The sequence below is a fragment of the Streptomyces sp. NPDC005435 genome, from assembly GCF_040703155.1.
Lineage (GTDB): Bacteria > Actinomycetota > Actinomycetes > Streptomycetales > Streptomycetaceae > Streptomyces.
In genome coordinates this window covers 110,401-131,408 of the sequence record NZ_JBEXEQ010000010.1, presented here as the reverse complement: position 1 = coordinate 131,408, position 21,008 = coordinate 110,401, and the positions used below count along the sequence as shown (strand labels likewise).

Sequence of the window (21,008 nt, the reverse complement as noted above, 5' to 3'; positions counted from 1 at the left end):
GGTCCCCATGCCCGAACTGCGTGTCGTGGCCGTCTCGAATGACGGCACACGGCTGGTGCTCAAGGCTGCCGACGCGACGGAGTACACCCTTCCGATCGACGAGCGGCTGCGCGCCGCCGTGCGCGGCGACCGTCCCCGGCTCGGCCAGATCGAGATCGAGGTGGAGAGCCACCTCCGCCCCCGTGACATCCAGGCGCGGATACGAGCAGGGGCCACCGCGGAAGAGGTCGCCCAGCTCGCCGGCATCCCCGTCGACCGGGTCCGGCGCTTCGAGGGCCCCGTCCTCGCCGAGCGCGCCTTCATGGCCGAGCGCGCCCGCAAGACCTCCGTCCGCCGCCCCGGCGAGAACTCCGGCCCGCCGCTCGGCGAGGCCGTGCAGGAGCGGCTGCTGCTGCGGGGCGCCGAGAAGGACACCGTGCAGTGGGACTCCTGGCGCCGCGACGACGGCACCTGGGAGGTGCTGCTCGTCTACCGGGTCGCCGGTGAGACGCACACCGCGAGCTGGACCTACGACCCGCCGCGCCGCCTGGTCCAGGCCGTGGACGACGAGGCGCGCTCGCTGATCGGGGAGTCCGACGACCTCGCCTCGGCGGAGCCGAGCTTCCCGTTCGTCCCGCGCATCGCCCGGCTGCCGCGCGACCGCACGATGGACCGCGCCCTCGACCGGCCCGGCCTGCCCGCGCCGGCGCCGGAGTCCGACGAGGAGTCCACCGCCGGTGAACGCGACTCGCTGACCAGCCTGTTGGAGGCCGTACCCAGCTTCCGGGGCGACCTGGTGGTGCCGGAGCGGCCGCCCGAGACCGACGAGGAACCCCCCGAGGAGCCCGAGGCGGAGGAGCCCCCGGCGCCCGCCGCGTCGGCCGGTTCCGCCTACGCGGACGTGCTCATGCCCCGCTCGGTCGGCAGCCACCGCGACCGGCTCGTGGGCGCCACCGACCGCCAGGCCGAGGCCGACGGGGTGCGCCCCGGACGCCGGGCCGCCGTGCCCAGCTGGGACGAGATCGTCTTCGGCACGCGGCGCAAGAAGCAGGAGTAGCGGCGGGAGCAAACGGGTTGTACGACCGTTTGTGCGAATAGGTGTATCGCGGGGGCGTGTTCAGCGCGCCCCCGCTTCCGCGTGCTCGTTCCCTCGTGTCCCTACCGGGGGTCCGGCCCCGTAGCCACCGGACGGGACGGATCGGCGGACCACTCCGACCACGAACCGACGTACAGCGCCGCCGGGATGCCCGCGACCGCGAGGGCCAGCACCTCGTGCGCGCCCGAGACGCCCGAGCCGCAGTAGACGCCCACCGGGGCCTCGCCGGAGACGCCCAGCGCCTTGAAGCGGTCGCGCAGGTCGGCGGCGGGCAGGAAGCGGCCGTCGGGGCCCACGTTCTCCGTCGTCGGCGCCGACAGCGCGCCCGGGATGTGGCCGCCGACGCGGTCGATGGGCTCGACCTCGCCGCGGTACCGCTCCCCCGCCCGCGCGTCGAGCAGCACACCGACGCCCGCCAGTTCGGCGGCGGCGTCCGCGTCCAGAACGCCGGCCGCGGCGGGAGACGGCTCGAAGTCGCCCTCCGCCGGGGCGGGATGGTCGGTGGACAGCGGACCGTCCCAGGCCGTCAACCCGCCGTCGAGCACCTTCACGTCCGGGTGACCCGTCCAGCGCAGCAGCCACCAGGCGCGGGCGGCCGCCCACCCCTGCCCGCCGTCGTAGACCACGACGGGCCGCCCGGCGGACACTCCCGCACGGCGCATGGCCGCGCCGAACACCTCCAGGTCGGGCAGCGGGTGGCGGCCCTTCTCACCGGGTGTGGAGGCCAGTTCGCGGTCCAGGTCGACGTAGACGGCGCCGGGGATGTGCCCGGCCGTGTACGCGGCCCGCCCGTCGAAGGCGGGCGCCCCCGCCGCCTTGGCCGCGGAGAGCTGCCAGCGGACGTCCAGCAGCACGGGAGGCGCCTGCCCGGACAGCTCCTGGGCCAGCTCGGATGGGGAAATGATGACTGTCATGGGGTCCATCCATACGCCAGGGGTAGCCCCGGCGTCCAGGTACGGCTACTCTGCTCGGCCGGACGGACACGATCACGGGGCGTACGCGACCGGGCACGCATCGTGCGCCGGGCGCGTGCGCGGGAGGACGGCTGTTCCTCCGTACGGGACACCGGGCGCGTACGGCACACCCGACACCGGTTCCGCCCGGGCGTGCGCCCCCATCGGGTGACGCGCGCCCCTTCCGGGTGAGCGGACGCGACACGGCTCCTGTGCGGGGCCGGAGGGAGAGTGGCGGATGACCCAGGCACAGCGGGCGGCGGTTCCCCGGGCGTCACGTGCGCCCGGCGCACCCTGGCGGGTGAGCCTGCTGACACACCGGCCGGCGGCCGCCAAGGAGTTCTACGGGGCGCTGTTCGGCTGGGAGTTCGCGTCCGGGCCCGGCCGCCGGACGCGGGCGCTGCTGGACGGGCAGGAGGTGGCGGGTATCGGCCAATCCCCGCCGGACCGTCAGCTTCCGGCCGCCTGGACGCCGTTCTTCACCTCGTCCGACGTGGACGTGGCGGCCGGTCAGGTCCGGCTGTGCGGCGGCACGGTGGCCGTCGGCCCGCTCGACAGCGCCGGGGAGGGCCGCGCGGTGGTGGCGGCGGACCCGGCGGGCGCGGTCTTCGGCCTGCGCGAGGACAAGGGCGCCTCCCCGGCACCGGGCGACGACCGCCACGGCCTGCCGGTGTGGGCCGAGCTGATCACGTACGAGACCGAACGCGTCGTCAAGTTCTACGAGACGGTGTGCGGCTACGAACAGGATCCCGTCCCGCCCGGCCCCGGCCGGGTGACCCTGCGCGGCGACGGCCGCCCGGTGGCCGGGCTGCGCGGCGCGGGCCGGGCGGTGCCCCGCGACCGGGGCGCGCACTGGCTCACCCATTTCCGGGTCACGGACGTGGAGCGGGCACACGCACGGGTGACGGCGCTCGGCGGGCGGGTGCTGGAGGCGGTCCGGGAGGACGCGGCCGGGCGGGCGGCGACGGTGGCGGACCCGGAGGGGGCGGTCTTCGCGGTGCTTCAGCTTCCGGGGTGACGTCCGGCGGCGGCCGCCGCTGGCGTCGTCGTCATGTCGTGGCGCGGGCGCCGGGCTGTGCGGTGTCGTTCTCCTCCGGGGGCTCGGGGTGCTGGAGGTGTTGGGGACGCTGGAGGTGCTCGGGGTGCTCGGGGTGCTGGAGGTGCTCGGGGTGCTCGGGGTGCTCGGGGTGCCGCTTCGGGTCGCTCCGGCCGCCCGGGCGGTCCATCTCGCGCCACTCCGGGCGCAGTCCGGTCAGGTTCGTGGTGAGGAAGTACGCGGCCCCGCAGGCCAGCAGCACCGGTACGAGTCCGGTGGCGGTCACCACCGCCCCGGCGAGCAGACCGCCGAGCGGGATACCGGCCCAGGCCAGCGAGTCGCCGAGCGCGTTGACCCGGCCGAGCATCCGGCGCGGCACCCGTTCGAGGAGGACGGCGCCCAGCACCGGGTTGAGGAAGCCGGAGCCGAAACCGCTGACGGCGAAGACGGCGAGGATCACGCCCAGGGGCGCGTCGCCGGCGAGGACCAGGAATCTCGGGGCTCCCGCCAGGAGGAACCCGGTGAAGAACACCGCCCTGCGCGGCAGCCGGTGCGCGGCCATGGCGGCGATCAGGCTGCCGCCGACGGCTGCGGCTCCCAGCACGCTCCCGATGAGGCCGATCACGGTCGGCCCGTTGCCGGACTCCCTGGCCCAGACGGGCAGGAGGACCGTGGTGAACGCCGCGTCCAGCAGGTTGGTGACCGCCACCATGACGACGACGGTGAGCAGCAACGGCTCGCCGCGCAGGAAGGTGAAGCCCTCGCCGAACCGCCGCCAGTAGCCCGGCCGTCCGCCCCCGTCCCGCGGTGCGGCCTCCTCGGCCGCGCGACCCGTGCCCCGGGGCAGCGCCAGTGCGGTGATCACCGAACCGAGCGCGAAACAGCCCGCGTTGACGAAGAGTCCCGTCAGCGGGCCGGCCAGCGCCACCAGGGAGCCGCCGGCCACCGGGCCGACGGTCGCGGCGAGCCGTTCGGTCGTGCCGGACAGGCCGGTCGCCCGCTCCAGCGGCACCCCGCCGTGCTCGGCGGCCTCCGGGACCATGACCTCCTTGGCCAGGTCACCGGGGCCGCGGGCGGCGCCGATCACCGCGACCAGGGCCAACAGGAGCGGGAAGGACAGCACGTGCGGCGCGTGGAGCAGGGGCACCGCGGCGACGGCGGCCGCGCTGACCAGGTCCGTGCTCCAGGACACGACACGCGGTCCGGCCCGGTCCACCAGTGGCCCGGTGAACGCCTTGACCAGCACATAGGGGGCCATCTCGCAGAAGGCCACCAGTCCGGTCCGGGTGGCGCTGCCGGTGGTGACGAGGACGAACCAGGGCAGCGCCACGGCCGAGATCCGCGTACCGGTCAACGACACGGCCATGGCCGCCAGCACACCGCCCAGCGGCCGTAAAGACCGCTTGCCGCGCATGCCGTCGGCGACTTGGACGTCCTCCGTCATGACGGCTCCTCCCCCGTCGCCTCCCGGGGCGCGGGGGCGTCCAGCTCGGGGAGGAGGTGCGTGATCACGGCGACCCGTGCGGCGCCCTCGGGGGCCGTGGCCGCCTCCTCCGGTGTGTCGCGGCGGTACCGGCCGATGACGGCCCTCAACTCCTCGCGCAGCGCGAGGGCTTCGCCGGGGGTGAGCCGCAGGGCCGCGTCGCTCATGTCGAAGGTGTCCCGCCACTCGCGGGGCATCGTCAGCAGCTCGTTCAGCATCCGCTGGGTGCGCAGGGTGTAGGCGGCGGCGACGGACTGCAGGTAGGCGAGCGTGGCCTCGGGCTCCCGGTCGGCCAGGTCCCGGTCCTTGAGCTCCGTCACCTGATGCACCGAACGCCACCAGCGCTCCCGGGCGTTGCCGCGTTCCGTGTCCTCCTCGACGAAGCCGGCCGCGCCGAGCTGGCGCAAGTGGTAGCTGGCCGTACCGGAGTTGACGCCCAGTCGCTCCGCGAGCCGGGTGGCGGTGGAGGGGCCGTACTTCCGCAGCAGCCCGACCAGCTGCACCCGCACCGGGTGTGCCAGGGCGCGCAGCCCCTTGGCGTCGAGGACGACCGCGTTCACGTCGGTGTGCGGGCCGTCCGGCCCCGCGCTGATGTCAGCCATGCCGTGAACCCTAGACCGCAAAGACTTCTTCGCAAAGGGTTCTTCGCAAAGAAGTCTTTGTGGTCTGCGGGCCGGGACCCGCACAAGCCGGGCGGGCGAGGAGTCGCCCGCTCACGCCTCCCGGGCACGGGCATGGGAATGGGCGCGGGCCCGCTCTTCCCGCCGGCAGCGCCACACCTCCTCCGCGTACGGCAGGACCACGCCCGCCGTGACGATCGCGCCGATGGCCGCCAGGTACGCGGCCGGGAGCGGGGGCTCCTTGGGCAGCAGACGCCAGTCGTGCGGGCCCGGGCCGCCGTGGAGGGTCGCGCGGAGCTGGTCGGGGTGGAGGCAGGCGGTGACGGCGAGCGCGGTGAGGGGCAGTACCTCCAGGAAGGTGTGGAAGCGCTGCTCCACGGGGCGGATCTCGCGCCGGGCAGCGGCCGGGGAGGCGTCGTGGACGGCCGTGGCGCCCTGGACGACGGCCGCGCCGCCCATCACCGTGAGCACCAGCGGGTTGACCCGCGCGACCAGCCCGAGGACCACCGGCATCCCGGCCCCGGCCACCCTCAGCGCGTGCACCGCGGACTCCTCGGTGCCGCTGGTGCGCTCGATGTGCGTACGGCGGCGCAGCCACCAGTCCGCCGCCGCGGGCACCACCCACAGCGACAGGACGCCGAGCAGCGGGAACCGGTGGCCGGCGTGCTCCGCCTCGCCGGGGCGGGCCGTGTCCTGGGGATACGCCTCGGGGACCCGCGGGCCACCGTCGTGCCGCCGGTGCCGCCAGGCCGTACCCGCCGCCGCGAGGGACACCGCGCGCGGCACGTGCGGGACGTGCGGGACGACGTGGGGCGCCAGCCGGGCCGCCCGGTACGCGAACCGCGCCGGAGGGGGCCACGCCGAGCGGGGTACGTGACGGGCCACGCGGTACGCGAAGCGCGTCGTGCGCGGCAGCAGACGCAGGGCCATGGGAATCCTCCGTGTCGTCGCCGACCGGACCGGCCGGACCGCCGGACGTACCTTCGGGCCGCCCCAGTACCCGTTCCCCGGCGGGTGACACGACGCACGATCGCGCGCGTCCGGGGTACTCGGCACCTCGTCCGTACGCCCCCTCCCCCCGGCGAGGTGCCGCACATGCCCAGCAGCGACGACCGGCCGCGCGCCGCCGTGTTCGACGTGGACGGAACCCTCGTCGACACCAACGCCCTGCACGTGGTGACCTGGTGGGAGGCGTTCCGCCAGGCCGGGCACACGGTGACGGCGCACGACATCCACCGCTCGGTCGGGCTGCGGTCCGCCGACCTCGTCGCCCGGCTGCTCGGCGAGGAGCGGGCCCGCGAGGAGGCGGAGGCGCTCGGCGCGGCACACAAGGCGCTCTACGGCCAGTACTTCGGTCGGCTCGCGCCCCTGCCCGGGGCGGGGGACCTGCTGCGGCACCTGGCCGGGGACGGATGGCGGGTGGTGCTCGCCACCTCGGCGGGCGGGCAGGAGCTGTCCGCGCTGCGGCGCGCGCTCGACGCCGACGAGGCGATCACGGCCACCGCGAGCGCCGACGACGTGTCCGAGGGCAAGCCCCACCCCGAGCCGGTCGAGCAGGCGCTGGAGCTGGCGGGGGTGCCGGCGGAGGACGCCGTGTTCGTCGGGGACACCGTGTGGGACATGGGGGCGGGCACCCGTGCGGGGGTGCGGTGCGTGGCCGTGCTCTGCGGCGGCATCCCGCGCGCGGACCTGGAGGAGGCGGGCGCGGACAGCGTGTACGCCGACCCGGCCGCGCTGCTGGCCGCGCTGCGGGCGGGCGCGCGGTGGCCGACGGGGTGATGCCCGAGGTCAGCGGAGTGACGCCCGGGGTCAGGGGTACCCGCACGGAATGAAATGCCGGAATTGCCCGGCCTGCCTGGCGACCCCAGCCCCCGGAGGAGCCGTGCGCGAGGTGACCCCATGACCACCGCCCAGACCCTGACCGCCCCCGGGCGGCTGCGCTGCTGGGTTCCCCGGGGTGTCTACTCCCCCCAGTTCGACACGGGCCTGCTGCGCCGGGCCCTGCGCCGCGAGCGCATCGCCCCCGGCCGTACGGAGGTCCTGGACCTCGGCACCGGCAGCGGGCTGCTCGCCGTGGAGGCGGCCCGGCTGGGCGGCCGGGTGACCGCGGTGGACATCTCCTGGCGGGCGGTGCTGACGGCCTGGTGCAACGCGCGGCTGAACGGCCAGTCGGTCCGGGTGCGCCACGGCGATCTGGCCTCGGCGGTGCCGGGCCGCCGGTTCGACCTGGTGGTGACGAACCCGCCGTACGTCCCGGCGCCCGCCGCCGCTCCCCCGCGCGGCCCCGCCCGCGCCTGGGACGCCGGGGCGGACGGCCGCATGGTGATCGACCGCATCTGCGAGGCCGCGCCGGCGGTCCTGCGGCCCGCGGGCACGCTGTTGCTGGTGCACTCGCATCTGTGCGGTGTGGACGACACCCTGACCCGCCTCGCGGCGGCGGGGCTGTACGGCGAGGTCGTGGACCGCGCCCGGCTGCCCTACGGCCGCGTGCTGCGCTCCCGGCTGGCCTGGCTGCGCGAGCGCGGTCTGTCGGCGGAGGGCACGACCGAGGAGCTGGTGGTGATCCGTGCCGAACACGCCTGAACGCGCCCGCCGCGTCCGTGTCCGCGTCCAGCGCGAAGGACCGCTGCTGATCGAGGGGCCGGTGGAGGTGGTGGACGAGAGCGGCCGGGTGTCGGTGTCCGACCGCTTCCTGGTGGCGGTGTGCACCTGTCGCCGCAGCCGGATGTACCCCTGGTGCGACACCAGTCACCGCCGCCGTACCAAGCGGTGCGGGGAGGACCCGGCATGACGACGGCCCTCCTGCGCCCGCCCCCGCTCCCCACCGCACGCGGCCCCCTGTCGGCCGCCGTGCTGACCGCCCTGCGCGACGGCACGGAAACTCACGTACCCGTGCCGCCCGACCCCTACGGCGACGACCTCCAGCTGGCCCTGTACACGCTCTACGAACTCCACTACCAGGGCTTCGCCGGCGTACCCGAGCACCTGGAGTGGGACCCCGGTCTGCTGGCCCTGCGCGCCCGCCTGGAGGACGGTTTCCTGGAGGTCCTGCGCGCGGACGTACCCGTACGCCCGGACGACACCCCCGAGGCCGCGCTGGACGAACTCCAGGTGGAGCCCACCGACGGGAGCGGTGTCTCGTACTTCCTGCGGGATCACGGCACGCTCCGGCACGCGCGCGAGTACGCGGCGCTGCGCTCGCTGTACCACCTCAAGGAGGCCGACCCGCACGCCTGGGTCATCCCCCGGCTGCGCGGGCGGGCCAAGGCGGCGATGGTCGCGGTGGAGTACGACGAGTTCGGCGCGGGGCGCGCGGACGAGATCCACGCCCAGCTCTTCGCGGACCTGATGGCGGACCTGGGCCTGGACACCGCGTACGGGACGTACCTCGACGCGGCCCCCGCCGAGGCCCTCGCCACGGTGAACCTGATGTCCCTGTTCGGGCTGCACCGCTCGCTGCGCGGCGCGCTCGTCGGGCACTTCGCCACGGTCGAGGTGACCTCCTCCCCCGCCTCCCGCCGCCTGGCCCGGGCGCTGGAGCGGCTCGGCGCGGGCCCGGCGGCCGTGCGGTTCTACACCGAGCACGTCGAGGCGGACGCCGTGCACGAGCAGGTCGTACGGCACGACGTGGTCGCGGGCCTGCTGGAGCACGAGCCGCACCTCGCCGGTGACGTGGTGTTCGGCGTCCGCGCGACGACGTATCTGGAGGACCGGCTGGCGCAGCGGCTGCTCGGCGCGTGGCGGGCGGGCGGTACGGCGCTGCGGTCCGGCTACTCGGAGTCGGCCGGGGCCGGCTGAGCCAGGTCCGCCGTCCACTTCTCCTCGATGCGGGCGACCTTCCAGATGACCAGGGCGAGGATCCAGGTGAGGAAGAACAGGCCGACGATGACGTAGCCGATGATGTTGAGGTCCAGGCCGGAGACCCAGTCCCAGAAGGCGCCGTGGAGGTGGGCCTTCTCGGCGATCAGGCCGAGGAGTTCGACCGTGCCGATGATCAGGGCGACGGCGACGGACAGGCCGGTGATCGTGAGGTTGTAGTAGACCTTGCGGACCGGCTTGGAGAAGGCCCAGCCGTAGGCGAAGTTCATGAACGAGCCGTCGATGGTGTCGAGCAGGCACATGCCCGCCGCGAACAGCACCGGCAGGCACAGGATCGCGTACCAGGGCAGCCCGGAGGCCGCGCCCGAACCGGCGAGGACGAGCAGGGCGATCTCGGTCGCGGTGTCGAAGCCGAGGCCGAAGAGCAGGCCGAGCGGGTACATCTGCCAGGGCTTGGTGATCGACTTCATCAGCCGGCCGAGGATGCGGTTCATCAGGCCGCGGTTGTTGAGCTGCTCCTCGAGGGCGGCCTCGTCGAAGTGGCCGCCGCGCATCTGCCGGAAGACCTTCCAGATACCGGCGAGGATCAGCAGGTTGATGATCGCGATGACGTAGAGGAAGACACCGGAGACGGTGGTGCCGATCCAGCCGGTGACGCTGTGCAGGGTGGAGTCGTCGTTCTCGACCGGTCCCGCGAGCGCCTTCACGCCCAGCGAGAGCAGGAAGGCCAGCGCGAAGACGATGCTGGAGTGGCCGAGCGAGAACCAGAAGCCGACCGAGAGCGGGCGGCGCCCCTCGTTCATCAGCTTGCGGGTGGTGTTGTCGATGGCCGCGATGTGGTCGGCGTCGAAGGCGTGCCGCATGCCGAGGGTGTACGCGGTCACGCCGATGCCGATGCCGAACGTCTTCGTGCCCAGGCTGTAGTGCTCCGGCGCGACGATCCACACGAGCGTGAACCACCCGATGACGTGCAGCGCCACGATGAAGGCGGCCATGCCCCCGAGACTCGCCCATTCCCTGCGGCTCATCGAGGCGCGGACGCGGTGCCAGGATATGGCGCGTCCGGTGGTGGGGCGGGTGAGCACGGGATCGGGCGGGACGGTCATGGGGAGGCGGGCCTCGCTTTCTCGGCTGTGGAGCTTCGGGCACGTGAAAGTGCCCAGCCTCCAGGTTTCTGCACATTGCTTGCAACTACAAGCTGAGAGCGGAAAGCCTGTCCCAGGTTTGGGTCAACCGCAGGGAAAGCGGCGCGTCGCGGCCGGCTGCCGGGGCCCTCGGTCAGTCCGCCAGGCGCACTCCGAAGGTGCCGGCCAGGCCGTCGGCGCCGGTCTCGGTCACGTGGACGACGCGGGGGCTGGCGCCGTAGCGCAGCCAGCGCAGCGCGAAGAGCCGTGCCGTCAGCGCCGCGCCCACCGCCCCGGCGAGGTGATGGCGCTGCTCGCTCCAGTCCACGCAGTAGCGGATCGGGGGACGGCGGGCCGGCAGCCGGGTCAGGTCGACGCCGAACCGGCCCAGTGCCCGCCGGCCGGTCTCGGTGAGCCGGTAGTCGGCGTCGTGTCCGTATCCGGCCGCGCCGTCGCGCACCGCCTCGGCGGGCCGGTGGGTGCCGTCGTGCCCGGCGAGCAGCCCGCCCTGGAGCAGGGAGTCCAGCAGGGCCACGCCCAGCCGCCCGGCGAGATGGTCGTAACACGTGCGCGAACGGCGCAGGGCGCCGGCGGTGCTGCTCTCCCGCAGCGAGGTGACCGGGAGGGGCGGCGCGATGACGGCCAGCGCCTCCAGGGCGAGGCTGATGTCGGGGCCGGCCAGACGGTAGTACCGGCACCGGCCCGCGCTTTCCACGCGGACCAGACCCGCTGCGACGAGTTTGCCCAGATGCGCGCTCGCCGTCGCGGCGCTCACGCCCGCCTCCGCGGCGAGCAGCCCCGCGGGCAGGGCGCGGCCGTCACCGAGCGCCTTCAGCATCCGGGCGCGGGAGGGGTCGGCGATCAGGGCGGCGGCGCGGGCGATGTCGGGCTGGTGGTGAACCCGGTCGCGGCGCAGGCCGGTTGTCGTCCTGGTCATGCGGCAAGCGTAGGGCGGCGACATTTCGACACGTGACGAAGTTTCGCGCCCCGAGACTGCGACACATGACCTCCACGGACCCCTCCTTCTCTCCCGCGCGCACCCCCGTCGCCGCCGGTCCGCCGCCCGGCCGGCCTGCGCTGGCGCTGCCGCCGCTCATCGCGCTGAGCCTCGGCCACTTCCTGGTGATGCTCGACGTCACGGTGGTGAACGTGGCCGTGCCGTCCGTCCAGGACGCGCTGGGCGCCGGTCCGTCGGCCATGCAGTGGATCGTCGACGGCTACAGCGCCTTCTTCGCCGGACTGCTGCTGCTCGGCGGCGGGCTCGGTGACCGTTTCGGACACCGCGGGCTGTTCCTCGTGGGCCTCGGGGTCTTCGCGGCCGCCTCGGTGGGCTGCGGGGCGGCGTTCTCGGCGCCGGTCCTGATCGTGGCCCGGCTCGCCCAGGGCGCCGGGGCCGCGCTGCTGGTCCCCGCGTCGTTCGCCCTGGTGCGGGCCGCCTACCCCGACCGGGTCCAGCGTGCCCGGGCGGTCGGCTACTGGGGGCTCGTCTCGGCGGTCGCCTTCGGCGGTGGGCCCGTGGCCGGCGGGCTGCTGGTCGCGGGCTTCGGCTGGCGTGCGGTGTTCTGGGTGAACGTGCCCGTGGCCGCGGTGGCGGCGCTGCTGACCGTACGTCACGTGCCGGACCCCGGCCGTGGGGTCCGGACCGGCCGCATGGATCCGGCCGGCCTGGTGCTCGGCGTGACCGGGCTGCTCGGCGTGGCGGGCGCGCTCAACGAGGCGGGCACCGCGGGGTGGCTCTCGCCCAAGGTGCTGGCGCTGTTCGCGGGGGGTGCGGTGTCCCTGGCCGCCTTCGCCGTGGTCGAGCTGCGGCTGGAGCGGGGCGCCGCCCTGCGCCCGGAGGGCAGGCGGCCGCTGCTGCCGCTGTCGCTCTTCCGCGAGGTCCGGCTCACCACGACGAACCTCGTCGGGCTGCTGCTCAGCTTCGGCTACTACGGACTGCTCTTCGCCGCCGCGCTGTACTTCCAGCAGGAACGTCATCTGAGCCCGCTGAGCACGGGCTTCGCCCTGCTGCCGTCGGTCTGCATGGGCTTCCTCGCGGCGCCGCTGTCGAGCCGGCTGACCGCGCGCGGCGGGCCGTATCCGCCCATGGCCGGTGCGCTGCTGCTCGGCAGCGCCGGTTTCCTGGGCTGGCTGGCGGCCGGGCCCGGCACCCCCTACCCCGTGCTGCTCTTCGCGCTCATGGCCACCGGCCTGGCGACACCCGTCACCGTCGTGGCCGCCACCGTGGCCGTCATGGAGGCGAGCCCCGCGGACAAGGCGGGCGTGGCGTCGGCGGTGTTCAACGTCTCCCGCCAGGTGGGCAGCGCCGTGGGCGTGGCCCTCTTCGGCACGCTCCTGGGCGCGACGGGCGGCATGACGGCCGGGCTGCACACGTCGGCGGTCATCGCGTCGGTGGCGTTCCTGGCCGCGTCGGTGCTGGCGGCGATCACCGGGCGCCGGGCGGCTGCCGGGCGGGGGCGGTGAGATCGCGGGGCGGTGCGGTCGCGGGGGCGGTGCGGTCGCGGGGGCGGGCCCCGGTTCTCAGCCCGACGTGACCGGCAGCACGTCCGGGGACAGCGTCGCCGCCTGGGCCGATGCCGCCGTCATGCGGCGCAGGTGGTGGCGGCGGCACAGGACCTCGTAGCCGACCTCCTGCTCGGGGCGGTTGACGTCGCCGATGACGACCTGGGCGCCCTCGACGACCATCTCGCCGCCGACGGTGCGGGCGTTGTGGGTGGCGCGGGCGCCGCACCAGCACAGGGCCTCGACCTGGAGGGCCTCTATGCGGTCGGCGAGTTCGATCAGCCGCTGGGAGCCGGGGAAGAGCCGGGTGCGGAAGTCGGTGGTGATGCCGAAGGCGAAGACGTCGAGGCCGAGGTCGTCCACGACGCGGGCGAGCTGGTCGATCTGCTCGGGGGTGAGGAACTGCGCCTCGTCGGCGATCACATAGTCGACCTTGCCGCCCTCGGACAGCCGGCGGACGAGGTAGCCGTAGAGGTCCATGCCGTCGGCCGCCTCCACCGCGTCGGTGACCAGACCGAGGCGGGAGGACAGCTTGCCCTCGCCCGCGCGGTCGTCGCGGGTGAAGATCAGGCCGACGAGGCCGCGCGCGGAGCGGTTGTGCTCGATCTGCAGAGCCAGCGTCGACTTCCCGCAGTCCATCGTTCCGGAGAAGAACACCAGCTCGGGCATGAGGAGTTGAGCACCTTTCGGGGAGTGGGGGGGGGACGGGTCAGGAGCGTACTTCGAGCAGCGGGACGAGCTGCTCGGCGGGGGTCATCGAGCCGTGGTTGCCCACCATGAGCGACTCCTTCGGCTCCCGCTCGGACGCGGTGATCAGTACGTCGTCGTACGCGGCCGCGACCACGTCCCCGATGCGCAGGTACACGCGGTCGTCCACGTGGGGGCCGAACCAGCCCGCCGCGATGGCCTCGTCGCGCGAGGCGATCCAGAAGCGGTCGCCGAGCACCTCGCGCCAGCAGGTGAGGACGTCGGACTCGGCGCCGGGGACGGCGTACACATGGCGGGCGCGGCCCTCGCCGCCGAGCAGGGCGACGCCCGCGCGCAGCTCCCAGTCCTCGTCGAAGTCGATGCGGTGCTCGTCGTCGAAGGGGATGTCGATCATGCCGTGGTCGGCGGTGACGTAGAGCGCGCCGCGTGGGGGCAGCTGCTCGGCCAGGCGCTGGGCGAGGCGGTCGACCGTCATGAGCTGGCCGCGCCAGGTGTCGGAGCCGACGCCGTAGCGGTGGCCGGCGCCGTCCAGCTCGGCGTAGTACGTGTAGACCAGCGAGCGGTCGCCCGCGGCGAGCTGCTCGGCGGCGGCGTCCATGCGCTCCTCGCCGGTGAGCCGGCCGACGAAGGTGCCGCCGCTGAGCGCGACCTGCGTGAGCGGGGTGTCGCGGAAGGTGGGCGAGGAGACCTGGGCGGCGTGCACGCCGGCGCGCTCGGCCAGCTCGAAGACGGTCGGGTACGGCTGCCAGACGTGCGGCGGGGTCCAGGGGCGCCAGCGGAGCTGGTTCATCAGCTCGCCGGTCTCGGGGTTGCGGACCGTGTAGCCGGGCAGGCCGTGGGCGCCGGGGGGCAGCCCGGTGCCGACGGAGCCGAGGGAGGTCGCGGTGGTCGCCGGGTAACCGGCGGTGAGCGGGCGCCCGGTGCCGCCGCGCGAGGTGCCGAGCAGGGAGTTGAGGAACGGCGCCTCGTCGGGGTGGGCCCGCAGCTGCTCCCAGCCGAGGCCGTCGACCAGGAACACGCAGACGCGGTCGGCGGGGGTCAGCTCGGTGATGGTGCTGCTCAGGCCGGGTACGCCGAGGCCCGCCGCGAGGGTGGGCAGGAGGTCGGCGAGCGAACCGCTGCCGTACTCCGGCAGCGGCGCGGTGTCCAGGGCGAGGGGTTCGTAGGCGTCCCAGGCGGCGGGCTGCGACATCAGCGGGTGGAGCCCGCGGTCGCCGTCGCCTCGGAGACGGCCTGGGCGAAGGCGAGCGCCTCGCGCACGGTCTCCGGGCCGTCCCCGGCCTCGCTGACGCGCAGGCTGAGGTCGTCGGCGGTGGAGCTGCCGGTGTAGCCGTGGTCGGCGTCGCAGTTGGGGTCGCCGCAGGCGGCGGGCTCCAGGTCCAGGCGGCTGACCGCGCCCCAGCCGACGGTCAGCACGACCTCGCGGGGCAGGGTGCCGGGGGTGTACTTCTCCGGGTTCGCCACGACCCGGCTGACCACCACGGACGAGATGCGGCCGATCTTCACCGACTCCGTGGAGGTGGTGGCGTACGGCGTCGGGGAGGTGCTGTCGGCGGCCTGCTCGTCGGTGTGGCTGACGAGGAAGCGGGTGTCGGTCAGGACCAGCACGGTGACATGACGGCGGACCTCGTTCTGGTCGAACGTGGTCTCCTGGTGCACCAGGTACGACCGCACGGGCTCGCCGCCCACAGCGGCCTCCACCGCCTCGGCCACGAGGGCCGGGTAGTAGCCGCTGCGCTCGATCGCCGCGCGGAGCCCCTGGGTCGTCGTACTGGTCTTGGCCATGGCGTCCATCCTAATCCGTGGAGGGGGGCGCTCCGGGCCAGTCAGGGGGGCGGACGGGGGCTTGCGCGCCGTGACGCCGGGCACGCTCGGACGGGGCCGGGACCGGCCCCGTCGGCTTCCCTCCCGTTCAGTACACCGGCAGCGTGCGCGGGCCCAGGTCGTCGCGGGCCGGGGGTGGTGCCAGGCGGATCGTGGCGTCCAGGACCGTCAGGCCGTGCTGGGCGACGACGACCGGCTCCAGGGTGACCGCGACGACCTCCGGGTGGTCGTCGACCAGGCGGGAGACCCGGAGCAGCAGCTCCTCCAGGGCGGGCGTGTCCACGGGGGTGGAGCCGCGCCAGCCGAACAGCAGGGGCGCGGTGCGGATGGAGCGGACCAGGGAGGACGCCTCGCGGGCGGTGACCGGGACCAGCCGGTGCGCGGTGTCGCCGAGCAGCTGGGACGCGGCTCCGGCCAGGCCGAAGGACAGCACCGCTCCGGCCGCCGGGTCGATGACCGCGCGCACGACGGTGTCCACTCCGCGCGCCGCCATCGCCTGCACCACCGGGCGCAGCTGCTCCGCCGGCCCGAACAGCTCGGTCAACTCCGCGTAAGCCCGCCGCAGTTGCTCCTCGTCGGCGAGGTCGAGCCGTACTCCCCCGAGGTCGGCCCGATGCCGTAGATGCGGGGCGGTGGCCTTGAGCGCGACGGGATAGCCGAGCGCGTGGGCGGCCTCGGCGGCGGCGTCGGGGGTGGGCGCGGGCAGCGCGGGGCGGACCCGGATCCCGTAGGCGGCCAGCAGTTCCCGGGTCTCCTCGGGCCCGACCGCCAGCCCCTCCCCGCGCTCCAGCAGCCCGGCGATCAGCTTGGCCGCCCGCCGCTCGTCGATGTCGTCGTACTCCGGCACGGGCCCGGGCTCCGCCGCCTCCCGCCGCCACTGGGCGTACTTGACGGCCTCGGCGAGGGCGCGGACGGCGCGTTCGGCGGCGGGGTAGGCGGGGATGAGGCGGGGGTGCGGAGTGGTGGGTACGAGCATGGACCCGCTCCCCACCGGGGCGCCGGAAGCGGGGGCGCCCGACACGGCGACGCCCCGCCCGGCACCGCTCGATACCGAGGCACTCGGCGTGCCGGGGGCGAAGAGCCCCGACGTCGGGGGCGTGCCGCGTACGGCGGGTGGCCGGACGGAGGGCGTGGGGGCGACGGCGGAGCGCTGCCCGGCTGCCTGGTCGCCCGCGACGGTGGAGTGCCGCTCGGCGGCCCGGCCGCCCGCGACGGCGGAGCCCCGCCCGACTTCCCGGCCGCCCGCGACGGCGGAGCCCTGCCCGACTTCCCGGCTGCCCGCGACGGCGGAGCCCTGCCCCGCTGCCAGGTCGCCCGCGGCGGACGTGAACCCTTCAGCCTCGGCCCCGCTTCCCGCGCCGGCCGCGCTCCCCTCCGTCTCCCGGGCGGAGCCCACCCCAGCGGGCCCCGTCTCATCCGCTCCGTCCGCCGGAGGCACCGGCGCCGTGCTCGTCGCCAGCGACAGCGCCTCCGCCAGGCCGCCCAGCTCGACATGGACCACGAGCACCGGCTTGCCGGGGACCGCGGCGGCCGCCGTGCGCAGCGCTTCGGCCAGTTCCGCGTCGTCGGGGGACGCCTCGCCGATCGCCGGAATCGCGGTGACGACCACCGCGTCGGACGTGTCGTCCGCCAGCGCGTGGGACAGGGCGCGGTGGAAGTCGGCGGCGGTCGCCGAGGTCGTCAGGTCGATCGGCGTCGAGGGCTGGAGGCCTTCGGCCAGGCAGCGGTCGTAGGTGAGCATCCCCAGCGACTCGGAGTTGCCGAGGATCGCCACGCGGGGGCCGGCGGGCAGGGGCTGACGGGCCAGCAGGAGCCCCGCGTCGACCAGTTCCGTGATGGTGTCGACGCGGATGACGCCCGCCTGGCGGAGCAGCGCGGACACCGTGTCGTGCGGGAGCCGGGTGACGCGCACCGCGTGACCCTGGGGAGTCGAACCCGCGCTCTGCACCACGACCAGCGGCTTGGCGGCGGCCGTACGCCGGGCCAGGCGCGTGAACTTGCGGGGGTTGCCGATGGACTCCAGGTACATGAGGACGACATCGGTGTCGGGGTCGTCGAACCAGTACTGGAGGACGTCGTTGCCGGAGACGTCGGCGCGGTTGCCGGAGGAGACGAAGGTGGAGACACCGGTGACCCCGGTGATGCCGCCGCCGCGCCGGTGCAGCCGGGACAGAAGGGCTATCCCGATGGCACCGGACTGCGCGAACATCCCGATCCGGCCGGGCCGGGGCATCTCCGGCGCGAGCGAGGCGTTGAGCCGCACGTCGGACGCCGTGTTGATGACCCCGAAGGCGTTGGGGCCGATGATCCGCATGCCGTACGCCCGCGCCTGCCGCACCAGCGCCCGCTGCCGCTCGCGCCCCTCGGGCCCGATCTCGGCGTACCCGGCGGAGAGCACGACCAGACCCTGCACACCGTGTTCCCCGCACTCGGCGACGACGGCGGGCACGCGGTCCGCGGGGACGGCCACCACCGCGAGGTCCACCGGACCCTCGATGTCCCGCACCGAGCGGTAGGCCCGCACCCCGTCGATCTCCTTGACGTCCTCGGGGAAGGCGGTGTTGACGGCGTGCAGCGGCCCCCGGTACCCGGCGTCGCGGATGTTGCCGAGCACGCTGCGCCCGACCCCGCCCGGCGCGCGCCCGACCCCGATGACGGCGACGGACCCGGGCGCCAGCAGCCGCCGTACCGACCGCGCCTCCGCCCGCTGCTCCCGGGCCCACTGCACCGCGAGGGAGCGGTCCGTGGGTTCGAGGTCCAGCTCCAGCCGGACGACCCCGTCCTCGAAGCTCCGCTTCTGGGTGTACCCGGCATCGGTGAACACCTTGATCATCTTGGTGTTGGCGGGCAGCACCTCGGCGGCGAACCGGCGGATGCCCCGCTCGCGCGCGACGGCCGCGATGTGCTCCAGGAGGGCGGAGGCGACACCCCTGCCCTGGTGCGCGTCCTGCACCAGGAAGGCGACCTCCGCCTCGTCGGCCGGCGCCGAGGCGGCCATGCCGTCGGCGCCGATCCGGTCGTAGCGTACGGTGGCGATGAACTCGCCGCCGACCGTGGCGGCGAGCCCCACACGGTCCACGAAGTCGTGGTGCGTGAAGCGGTGGACGTCCTTGGCGGAGAGCCGGGGGTACGGGGCGAAGAAGCGGTAGTACTTCGACTCGTCGGACACCTGCTCGTAGAAGCTGACGAGGCGATCGGCGTCGTCGGTGGTGATGGGCCGGATGCGCGCGGTGCCACCGTCGCGCAGCACCACGTCCGCCTCCCAGTGGGCGGGGTACTCGTGCCGGTCCTGCGGGTCCGCCGGGGTCTGCATGGGCCCCAGAGTACGGCTCGCGTACGACAACAGCGCGAGGCAGTCTGTGGGAAACGGGAGTCGGGCCGAGGCCGCGGTCCGACGACCGGTCCGGAGGAGCTCCGGAGGGGTGAAGTGCCGCTCCGGGCACGCTTCCCCGTGTGGGAAACTGGTCTAGACAACCTGAGAGACTGAAGGGCAGCATCACATGGCTGAGCGCCGCGTCAACGTCGGCTGGGCCGAGGGCCTCCACGCCCGCCCCGCTTCCATCTTCGTCCGAGCCGCCACGGCCACAGGCGTCCCGGTCACGATCGCCAAGTCCGGCGGCAACCCGGTCAACGCGGGCTCGATGCTCGCCGTCCTCGGCCTGGGCGCCCAGGGGGGCGAGGAGATCGTCCTCGCCTCCGACGCCGAGGGCGCCGAGGCCGCGCTGGAGCGTCTGGCCAAGCTGGTCGCCGAGGGCCTGGACGAGCTGCCCGAGACCGTCTGAGTCTCGCCTCCGTTCCGCACGGAAAGCCGCGTCACCTGTTCACGGTGGCGCGGCTTCCGCGTTTTCACGGATAAGCGCGGAACGCGTCCTCGAATTCAGGTTGCGGAAAGAAAAAGAGCAGCAGAAAACACCGCCACCGAAAGAGCTTTTCTTTGTATACAGCGCCCGTGTTAATTCCGCTGACCCGCTGTGTTTACAACATGTTGCGGCTGCCGCGAGCCGTCGCCGGAGGCGAACCGCAGCCGGTGCGCGAAGGCCGCGCGCTCGGCGTGCAGCGCGGTGAGCGACCGCGCGCGGTCGCCGTCCCCGCGCGCCACCGCGTCCACGATCGCGCCGTGCTCCGCCCAGGACTCGACCGGGTTCGCGGGGGCGTCCACCGTGTACATCCAGGCGATCTTGTGCCGCACCTGGGTGAGCATCGCGGTCAGCGACTGGCTGGCCGCGGCCTGCCCCAGCGTCTCGTGGAACCAGCCGCCCAGCGCCCGCAGATCCTCGCTGTTCCCGCGCCTGGCCCGCTCCTGGCCGAGTCGGACCAGACCGCGCAGCACCTTGAGATGGGCCTCGGTGCGCCGCTGCGCGGCCCGGGCGGCCCCCAGCGGCTCCAGCAGCCTGCGCATCTCCAGCAGGTCGGCGGCCTCCCGCTCGGTCGGCTCGGCCACACACGCGCCCGCGTGCCGCCGGGTCACCACGAACCCCTCCGCCTCCAGCGTGCGCAGCGCCTCGCGGACGGGGACGCGCGAGACGCCGTAGCGGCGGGCGAGGACCTCCTCGGTGAGGCGGCTGCCGCGCTCGTGGACCCCGGCGACGATGTCGTCCCGGATCGCCGTGCACACCGAATGCGCCGGAATACGCATGAGCCACCTCCGCCTTAATCCCCGTGAAACGTCGACGATGGACGCCCGTTCCGTGACTCTATTGCAATGCGCGGGAATTTCCGACGGCGGACCGGAATTCATGGTTCTTTTTTGGACAGCGGGGCAGGCCGCCGGACGGCCGACGCGCCGGAAACGGTACGGAAAGGGCGGGAGCCCCGGCGGCGGTGCGGACCGGGGCTCCCTGGGGTACGGCGCGAAACGCGGGCCGGCCTCAGACGTCCAGGCCGTGCTTGCGGAGGTAGCCGACCGGGTCGACGTCCGAGCCGTACTCGGGGCCCGTACGGGCCTCGAAGTGCAGATGCGGTCCGGTCGCGTTGCCGGTCGCGCCGGACAGGCCGATCTGCTGACCCGGCGTGACCTTCTGGCCCACCGTGACGCCGAGGGACGACAGATGGCCGTACTGGGTGTACATCCCGTCGGCCATCCGGATCACCACCTCGTTGCCGTACGCCCCGCCCCAGCCGGCGGAGACGACGGTGCCCGCGCCGACCGCGTGGACCGGGGTCCCGCTCGCGGCGTGGAAGTCGATGCCGGTGTGGCTGCCGGAGGACCACAGGGAGCCGCCGGTCTTGTAGCCGGTGGAGACGTAGGAGTGGGCGATCGGCGCGACGAAGGCGTTGAGCCGCTCGCGCTCGGCGGCACGGGCCGCGCGGACCTCGGCGGCGCGCGCCTCCTTCACGCGCGCGGCGGCGGCCTCCTGGGCGGCCTTGCGCTCGGCGGCGGCCCGCTGGGCGGCCGCCTGGGCGTCGATCTCGGCGGCGAGGTCGTCGTTGACGCTGATGACCGGGGTGAGACCGGTCTGCTCGGCGGAGTGGTCGGCGGCGAGGGCCGGGGAGGCCGTCAGGGTGCCGACGACACCGGTGGTGGTGAGGGCCGCGACTCCGGCCGCCCGAGCGGTGGTACGCGTGACACGTCCGGGCCTGCGGTGCTTCCCGGTGGCGCACATGAACGCCATGTGGTGGCTGGTCCTTTCCTTCCCTCACGCCTACCGGGTTAGCTGACAGGTTCGGAGAGGAAGGTCTCCTACGGACTCCCCCGCTCGCGCGTGGGCGCCCGATTCACCTCGGGAACATGGTTCCCCGGCTCCCCAGGCTCGCGCCATGCGGGGACTCGGCGTCGGCTGTCCGGTGCCGCGGGCGCGGCGCACTGCCTGACGGACAGCCCGGACGAAGCTAATGGGGACGGCGGCCGATACTCAAACGACTCC

The 21,008-nt window shown here is 74.4% G+C and carries 20 protein-coding genes and 1 riboswitch; of the genes, 8 read left to right on the top strand and 12 right to left on the bottom strand.

Going from position 1 to position 21,008, the window contains the following annotated elements:
• Positions 1-7: 7 nt before the first annotated feature.
• On the top strand, positions 8-1,036 hold the full coding sequence (gene sepH / locus AB0898_RS14845) for a septation protein SepH (protein WP_366803305.1): 1,029 nt from the start codon (positions 8-10) through the stop codon (positions 1,034-1,036).
• Between the two features lie 101 nt (positions 1,037-1,137).
• Here the strand turns inward: sepH and AB0898_RS14840 are convergent, their stop codons facing one another.
• Positions 1,138-1,989, bottom strand: a complete 852-nt coding sequence (locus AB0898_RS14840) for a sulfurtransferase (RefSeq protein WP_366803304.1) — start codon at positions 1,987-1,989, stop codon at positions 1,138-1,140.
• 277 nt (positions 1,990-2,266) lie between these two features.
• Here AB0898_RS14840 and AB0898_RS14835 point away from each other — a divergent pair, with 277 nt between their 5' ends.
• Positions 2,267-3,046 (top strand): VOC family protein, encoded by a 780-nt coding sequence (locus AB0898_RS14835; RefSeq protein WP_366803303.1) that lies wholly within the window; start codon positions 2,267-2,269, stop codon positions 3,044-3,046.
• Positions 3,047-3,077: 31 nt separating this feature from the next.
• Here the strand turns inward: AB0898_RS14835 and AB0898_RS14830 are convergent, their stop codons facing one another.
• From AB0898_RS14830 to AB0898_RS14820, 3 genes are all read right to left on the bottom strand, one after another.
• A complete protein-coding gene (locus AB0898_RS14830; protein WP_366803302.1) occupies positions 3,078-4,508 on the bottom strand; it encodes an MFS transporter in 1,431 nt (476 codons plus the stop codon).
• A complete protein-coding gene (locus AB0898_RS14825; RefSeq protein WP_366803301.1) occupies positions 4,505-5,149 on the bottom strand; it encodes a helix-turn-helix domain-containing protein in 645 nt (214 codons plus the stop codon). Before AB0898_RS14825 ends, AB0898_RS14830 begins: the two co-directional genes overlap by 4 nt.
• A 111-nt stretch (positions 5,150-5,260) precedes the next feature.
• Entirely contained in the window at positions 5,261-6,097 is an 837-nt protein-coding gene (locus AB0898_RS14820) for a diguanylate cyclase (protein ID WP_366803300.1), read from the bottom strand.
• A 165-nt stretch (positions 6,098-6,262) separates the two neighbouring features.
• Between AB0898_RS14820 and AB0898_RS14815 the strand changes: the two genes are divergently transcribed.
• The 4 genes from AB0898_RS14815 to AB0898_RS14800 all read left to right on the top strand — a co-directional run bounded on the left by AB0898_RS14815 (position 6,263) and on the right by AB0898_RS14800 (position 8,965).
• A complete protein-coding gene (locus tag AB0898_RS14815; protein ID WP_366803299.1) occupies positions 6,263-6,946 on the top strand; it encodes an HAD family hydrolase in 684 nt (227 codons plus the stop codon).
• A gap of 120 nt (positions 6,947-7,066) precedes the next feature.
• Entirely contained in the window at positions 7,067-7,750 is a 684-nt protein-coding gene (locus tag AB0898_RS14810) for a HemK2/MTQ2 family protein methyltransferase (protein WP_366803298.1), read from the top strand.
• Positions 7,734-7,958, top strand: a complete 225-nt coding sequence (locus tag AB0898_RS14805; RefSeq protein WP_366803297.1) for a CDGSH iron-sulfur domain-containing protein — start codon at positions 7,734-7,736, stop codon at positions 7,956-7,958. The genes AB0898_RS14810 and AB0898_RS14805 overlap by 17 nt, the downstream gene beginning before the upstream one ends.
• Positions 7,955-8,965, top strand: a complete 1,011-nt coding sequence (locus AB0898_RS14800) for an iron-containing redox enzyme family protein (protein WP_366803296.1) — start codon at positions 7,955-7,957, stop codon at positions 8,963-8,965. The genes AB0898_RS14805 and AB0898_RS14800 overlap by 4 nt, the downstream gene beginning before the upstream one ends.
• Here the strand turns inward: AB0898_RS14800 and AB0898_RS14795 are convergent.
• Together AB0898_RS14795 and AB0898_RS14790 are read right to left on the bottom strand one after the other, a co-directional pair.
• Entirely contained in the window at positions 8,938-10,092 is a 1,155-nt protein-coding gene (locus tag AB0898_RS14795; protein WP_407078345.1) for a HoxN/HupN/NixA family nickel/cobalt transporter, read from the bottom strand. The genes AB0898_RS14800 and AB0898_RS14795 overlap by 28 nt on opposite strands.
• A 172-nt stretch (positions 10,093-10,264) precedes the next feature.
• Positions 10,265-11,047: a winged helix-turn-helix domain-containing protein gene (locus AB0898_RS14790; protein WP_366803295.1), complete on the bottom strand. Its 783-nt coding sequence runs from the start codon at positions 11,045-11,047 to the stop codon at positions 10,265-10,267.
• Positions 11,048-11,112: 65 nt separating this feature from the next.
• On the opposite strand from AB0898_RS14790, the gene AB0898_RS14785 reads away from it, so the two are divergent.
• Positions 11,113-12,573, top strand: coding sequence for an MFS transporter (locus AB0898_RS14785; RefSeq protein ID WP_366803294.1), 1,461 nt, complete (start codon positions 11,113-11,115; stop codon positions 12,571-12,573).
• A gap of 57 nt (positions 12,574-12,630) precedes the next feature.
• Here AB0898_RS14785 and AB0898_RS14780 read toward each other — a convergent pair whose 3' ends face one another.
• From AB0898_RS14780 to AB0898_RS14765, 4 genes are all read right to left on the bottom strand, one after another.
• Positions 12,631-13,281 (bottom strand): thymidine kinase, encoded by a 651-nt coding sequence (locus AB0898_RS14780; protein WP_366803293.1) that lies wholly within the window; start codon positions 13,279-13,281, stop codon positions 12,631-12,633.
• Between the two features lie 40 nt (positions 13,282-13,321).
• Positions 13,322-14,512, bottom strand: coding sequence for a nucleotide pyrophosphatase/phosphodiesterase family protein (locus AB0898_RS14775; protein WP_366803292.1), 1,191 nt, complete (start codon positions 14,510-14,512; stop codon positions 13,322-13,324).
• Positions 14,512-15,114, bottom strand: a complete 603-nt coding sequence (locus AB0898_RS14770) for a DUF5998 family protein (protein WP_366803291.1) — start codon at positions 15,112-15,114, stop codon at positions 14,512-14,514. The genes AB0898_RS14775 and AB0898_RS14770 overlap by 1 nt, the downstream gene beginning before the upstream one ends.
• Before the next feature lie 118 nt (positions 15,115-15,232).
• On the bottom strand, positions 15,233-18,457 hold the full coding sequence (locus AB0898_RS14765) for a GNAT family N-acetyltransferase (protein ID WP_366803290.1): 3,225 nt from the start codon (positions 18,455-18,457) through the stop codon (positions 15,233-15,235).
• A gap of 187 nt (positions 18,458-18,644) precedes the next feature.
• Here AB0898_RS14765 and AB0898_RS14760 point away from each other — a divergent pair, with 187 nt between their 5' ends.
• Complete coding sequence (locus tag AB0898_RS14760; RefSeq protein WP_366803289.1) at positions 18,645-18,926, top strand: HPr family phosphocarrier protein; 282 nt, start codon at positions 18,645-18,647, stop codon at positions 18,924-18,926.
• 170 nt (positions 18,927-19,096) lie between these two features.
• Here the strand turns inward: AB0898_RS14760 and AB0898_RS14755 are convergent, their stop codons facing one another.
• Together AB0898_RS14755 and AB0898_RS14750 are read right to left on the bottom strand one after the other, a co-directional pair.
• Positions 19,097-19,780 carry a GntR family transcriptional regulator gene (locus AB0898_RS14755; protein ID WP_366803288.1) on the bottom strand — a complete coding sequence of 228 codons (684 nt, stop codon included), beginning with the start codon at positions 19,778-19,780 and terminating at the stop codon, positions 19,097-19,099.
• Between the two features lie 232 nt (positions 19,781-20,012).
• Positions 20,013-20,756, bottom strand: coding sequence for a M23 family metallopeptidase (locus AB0898_RS14750; RefSeq protein ID WP_366803287.1), 744 nt, complete (start codon positions 20,754-20,756; stop codon positions 20,013-20,015).
• Positions 20,757-20,768: 12 nt separating this feature from the next.
• A riboswitch (cyclic di-AMP (ydaO/yuaA leader) is annotated at positions 20,769-20,927 on the bottom strand.
• Positions 20,928-21,008: the final 81 nt, after the last annotated feature.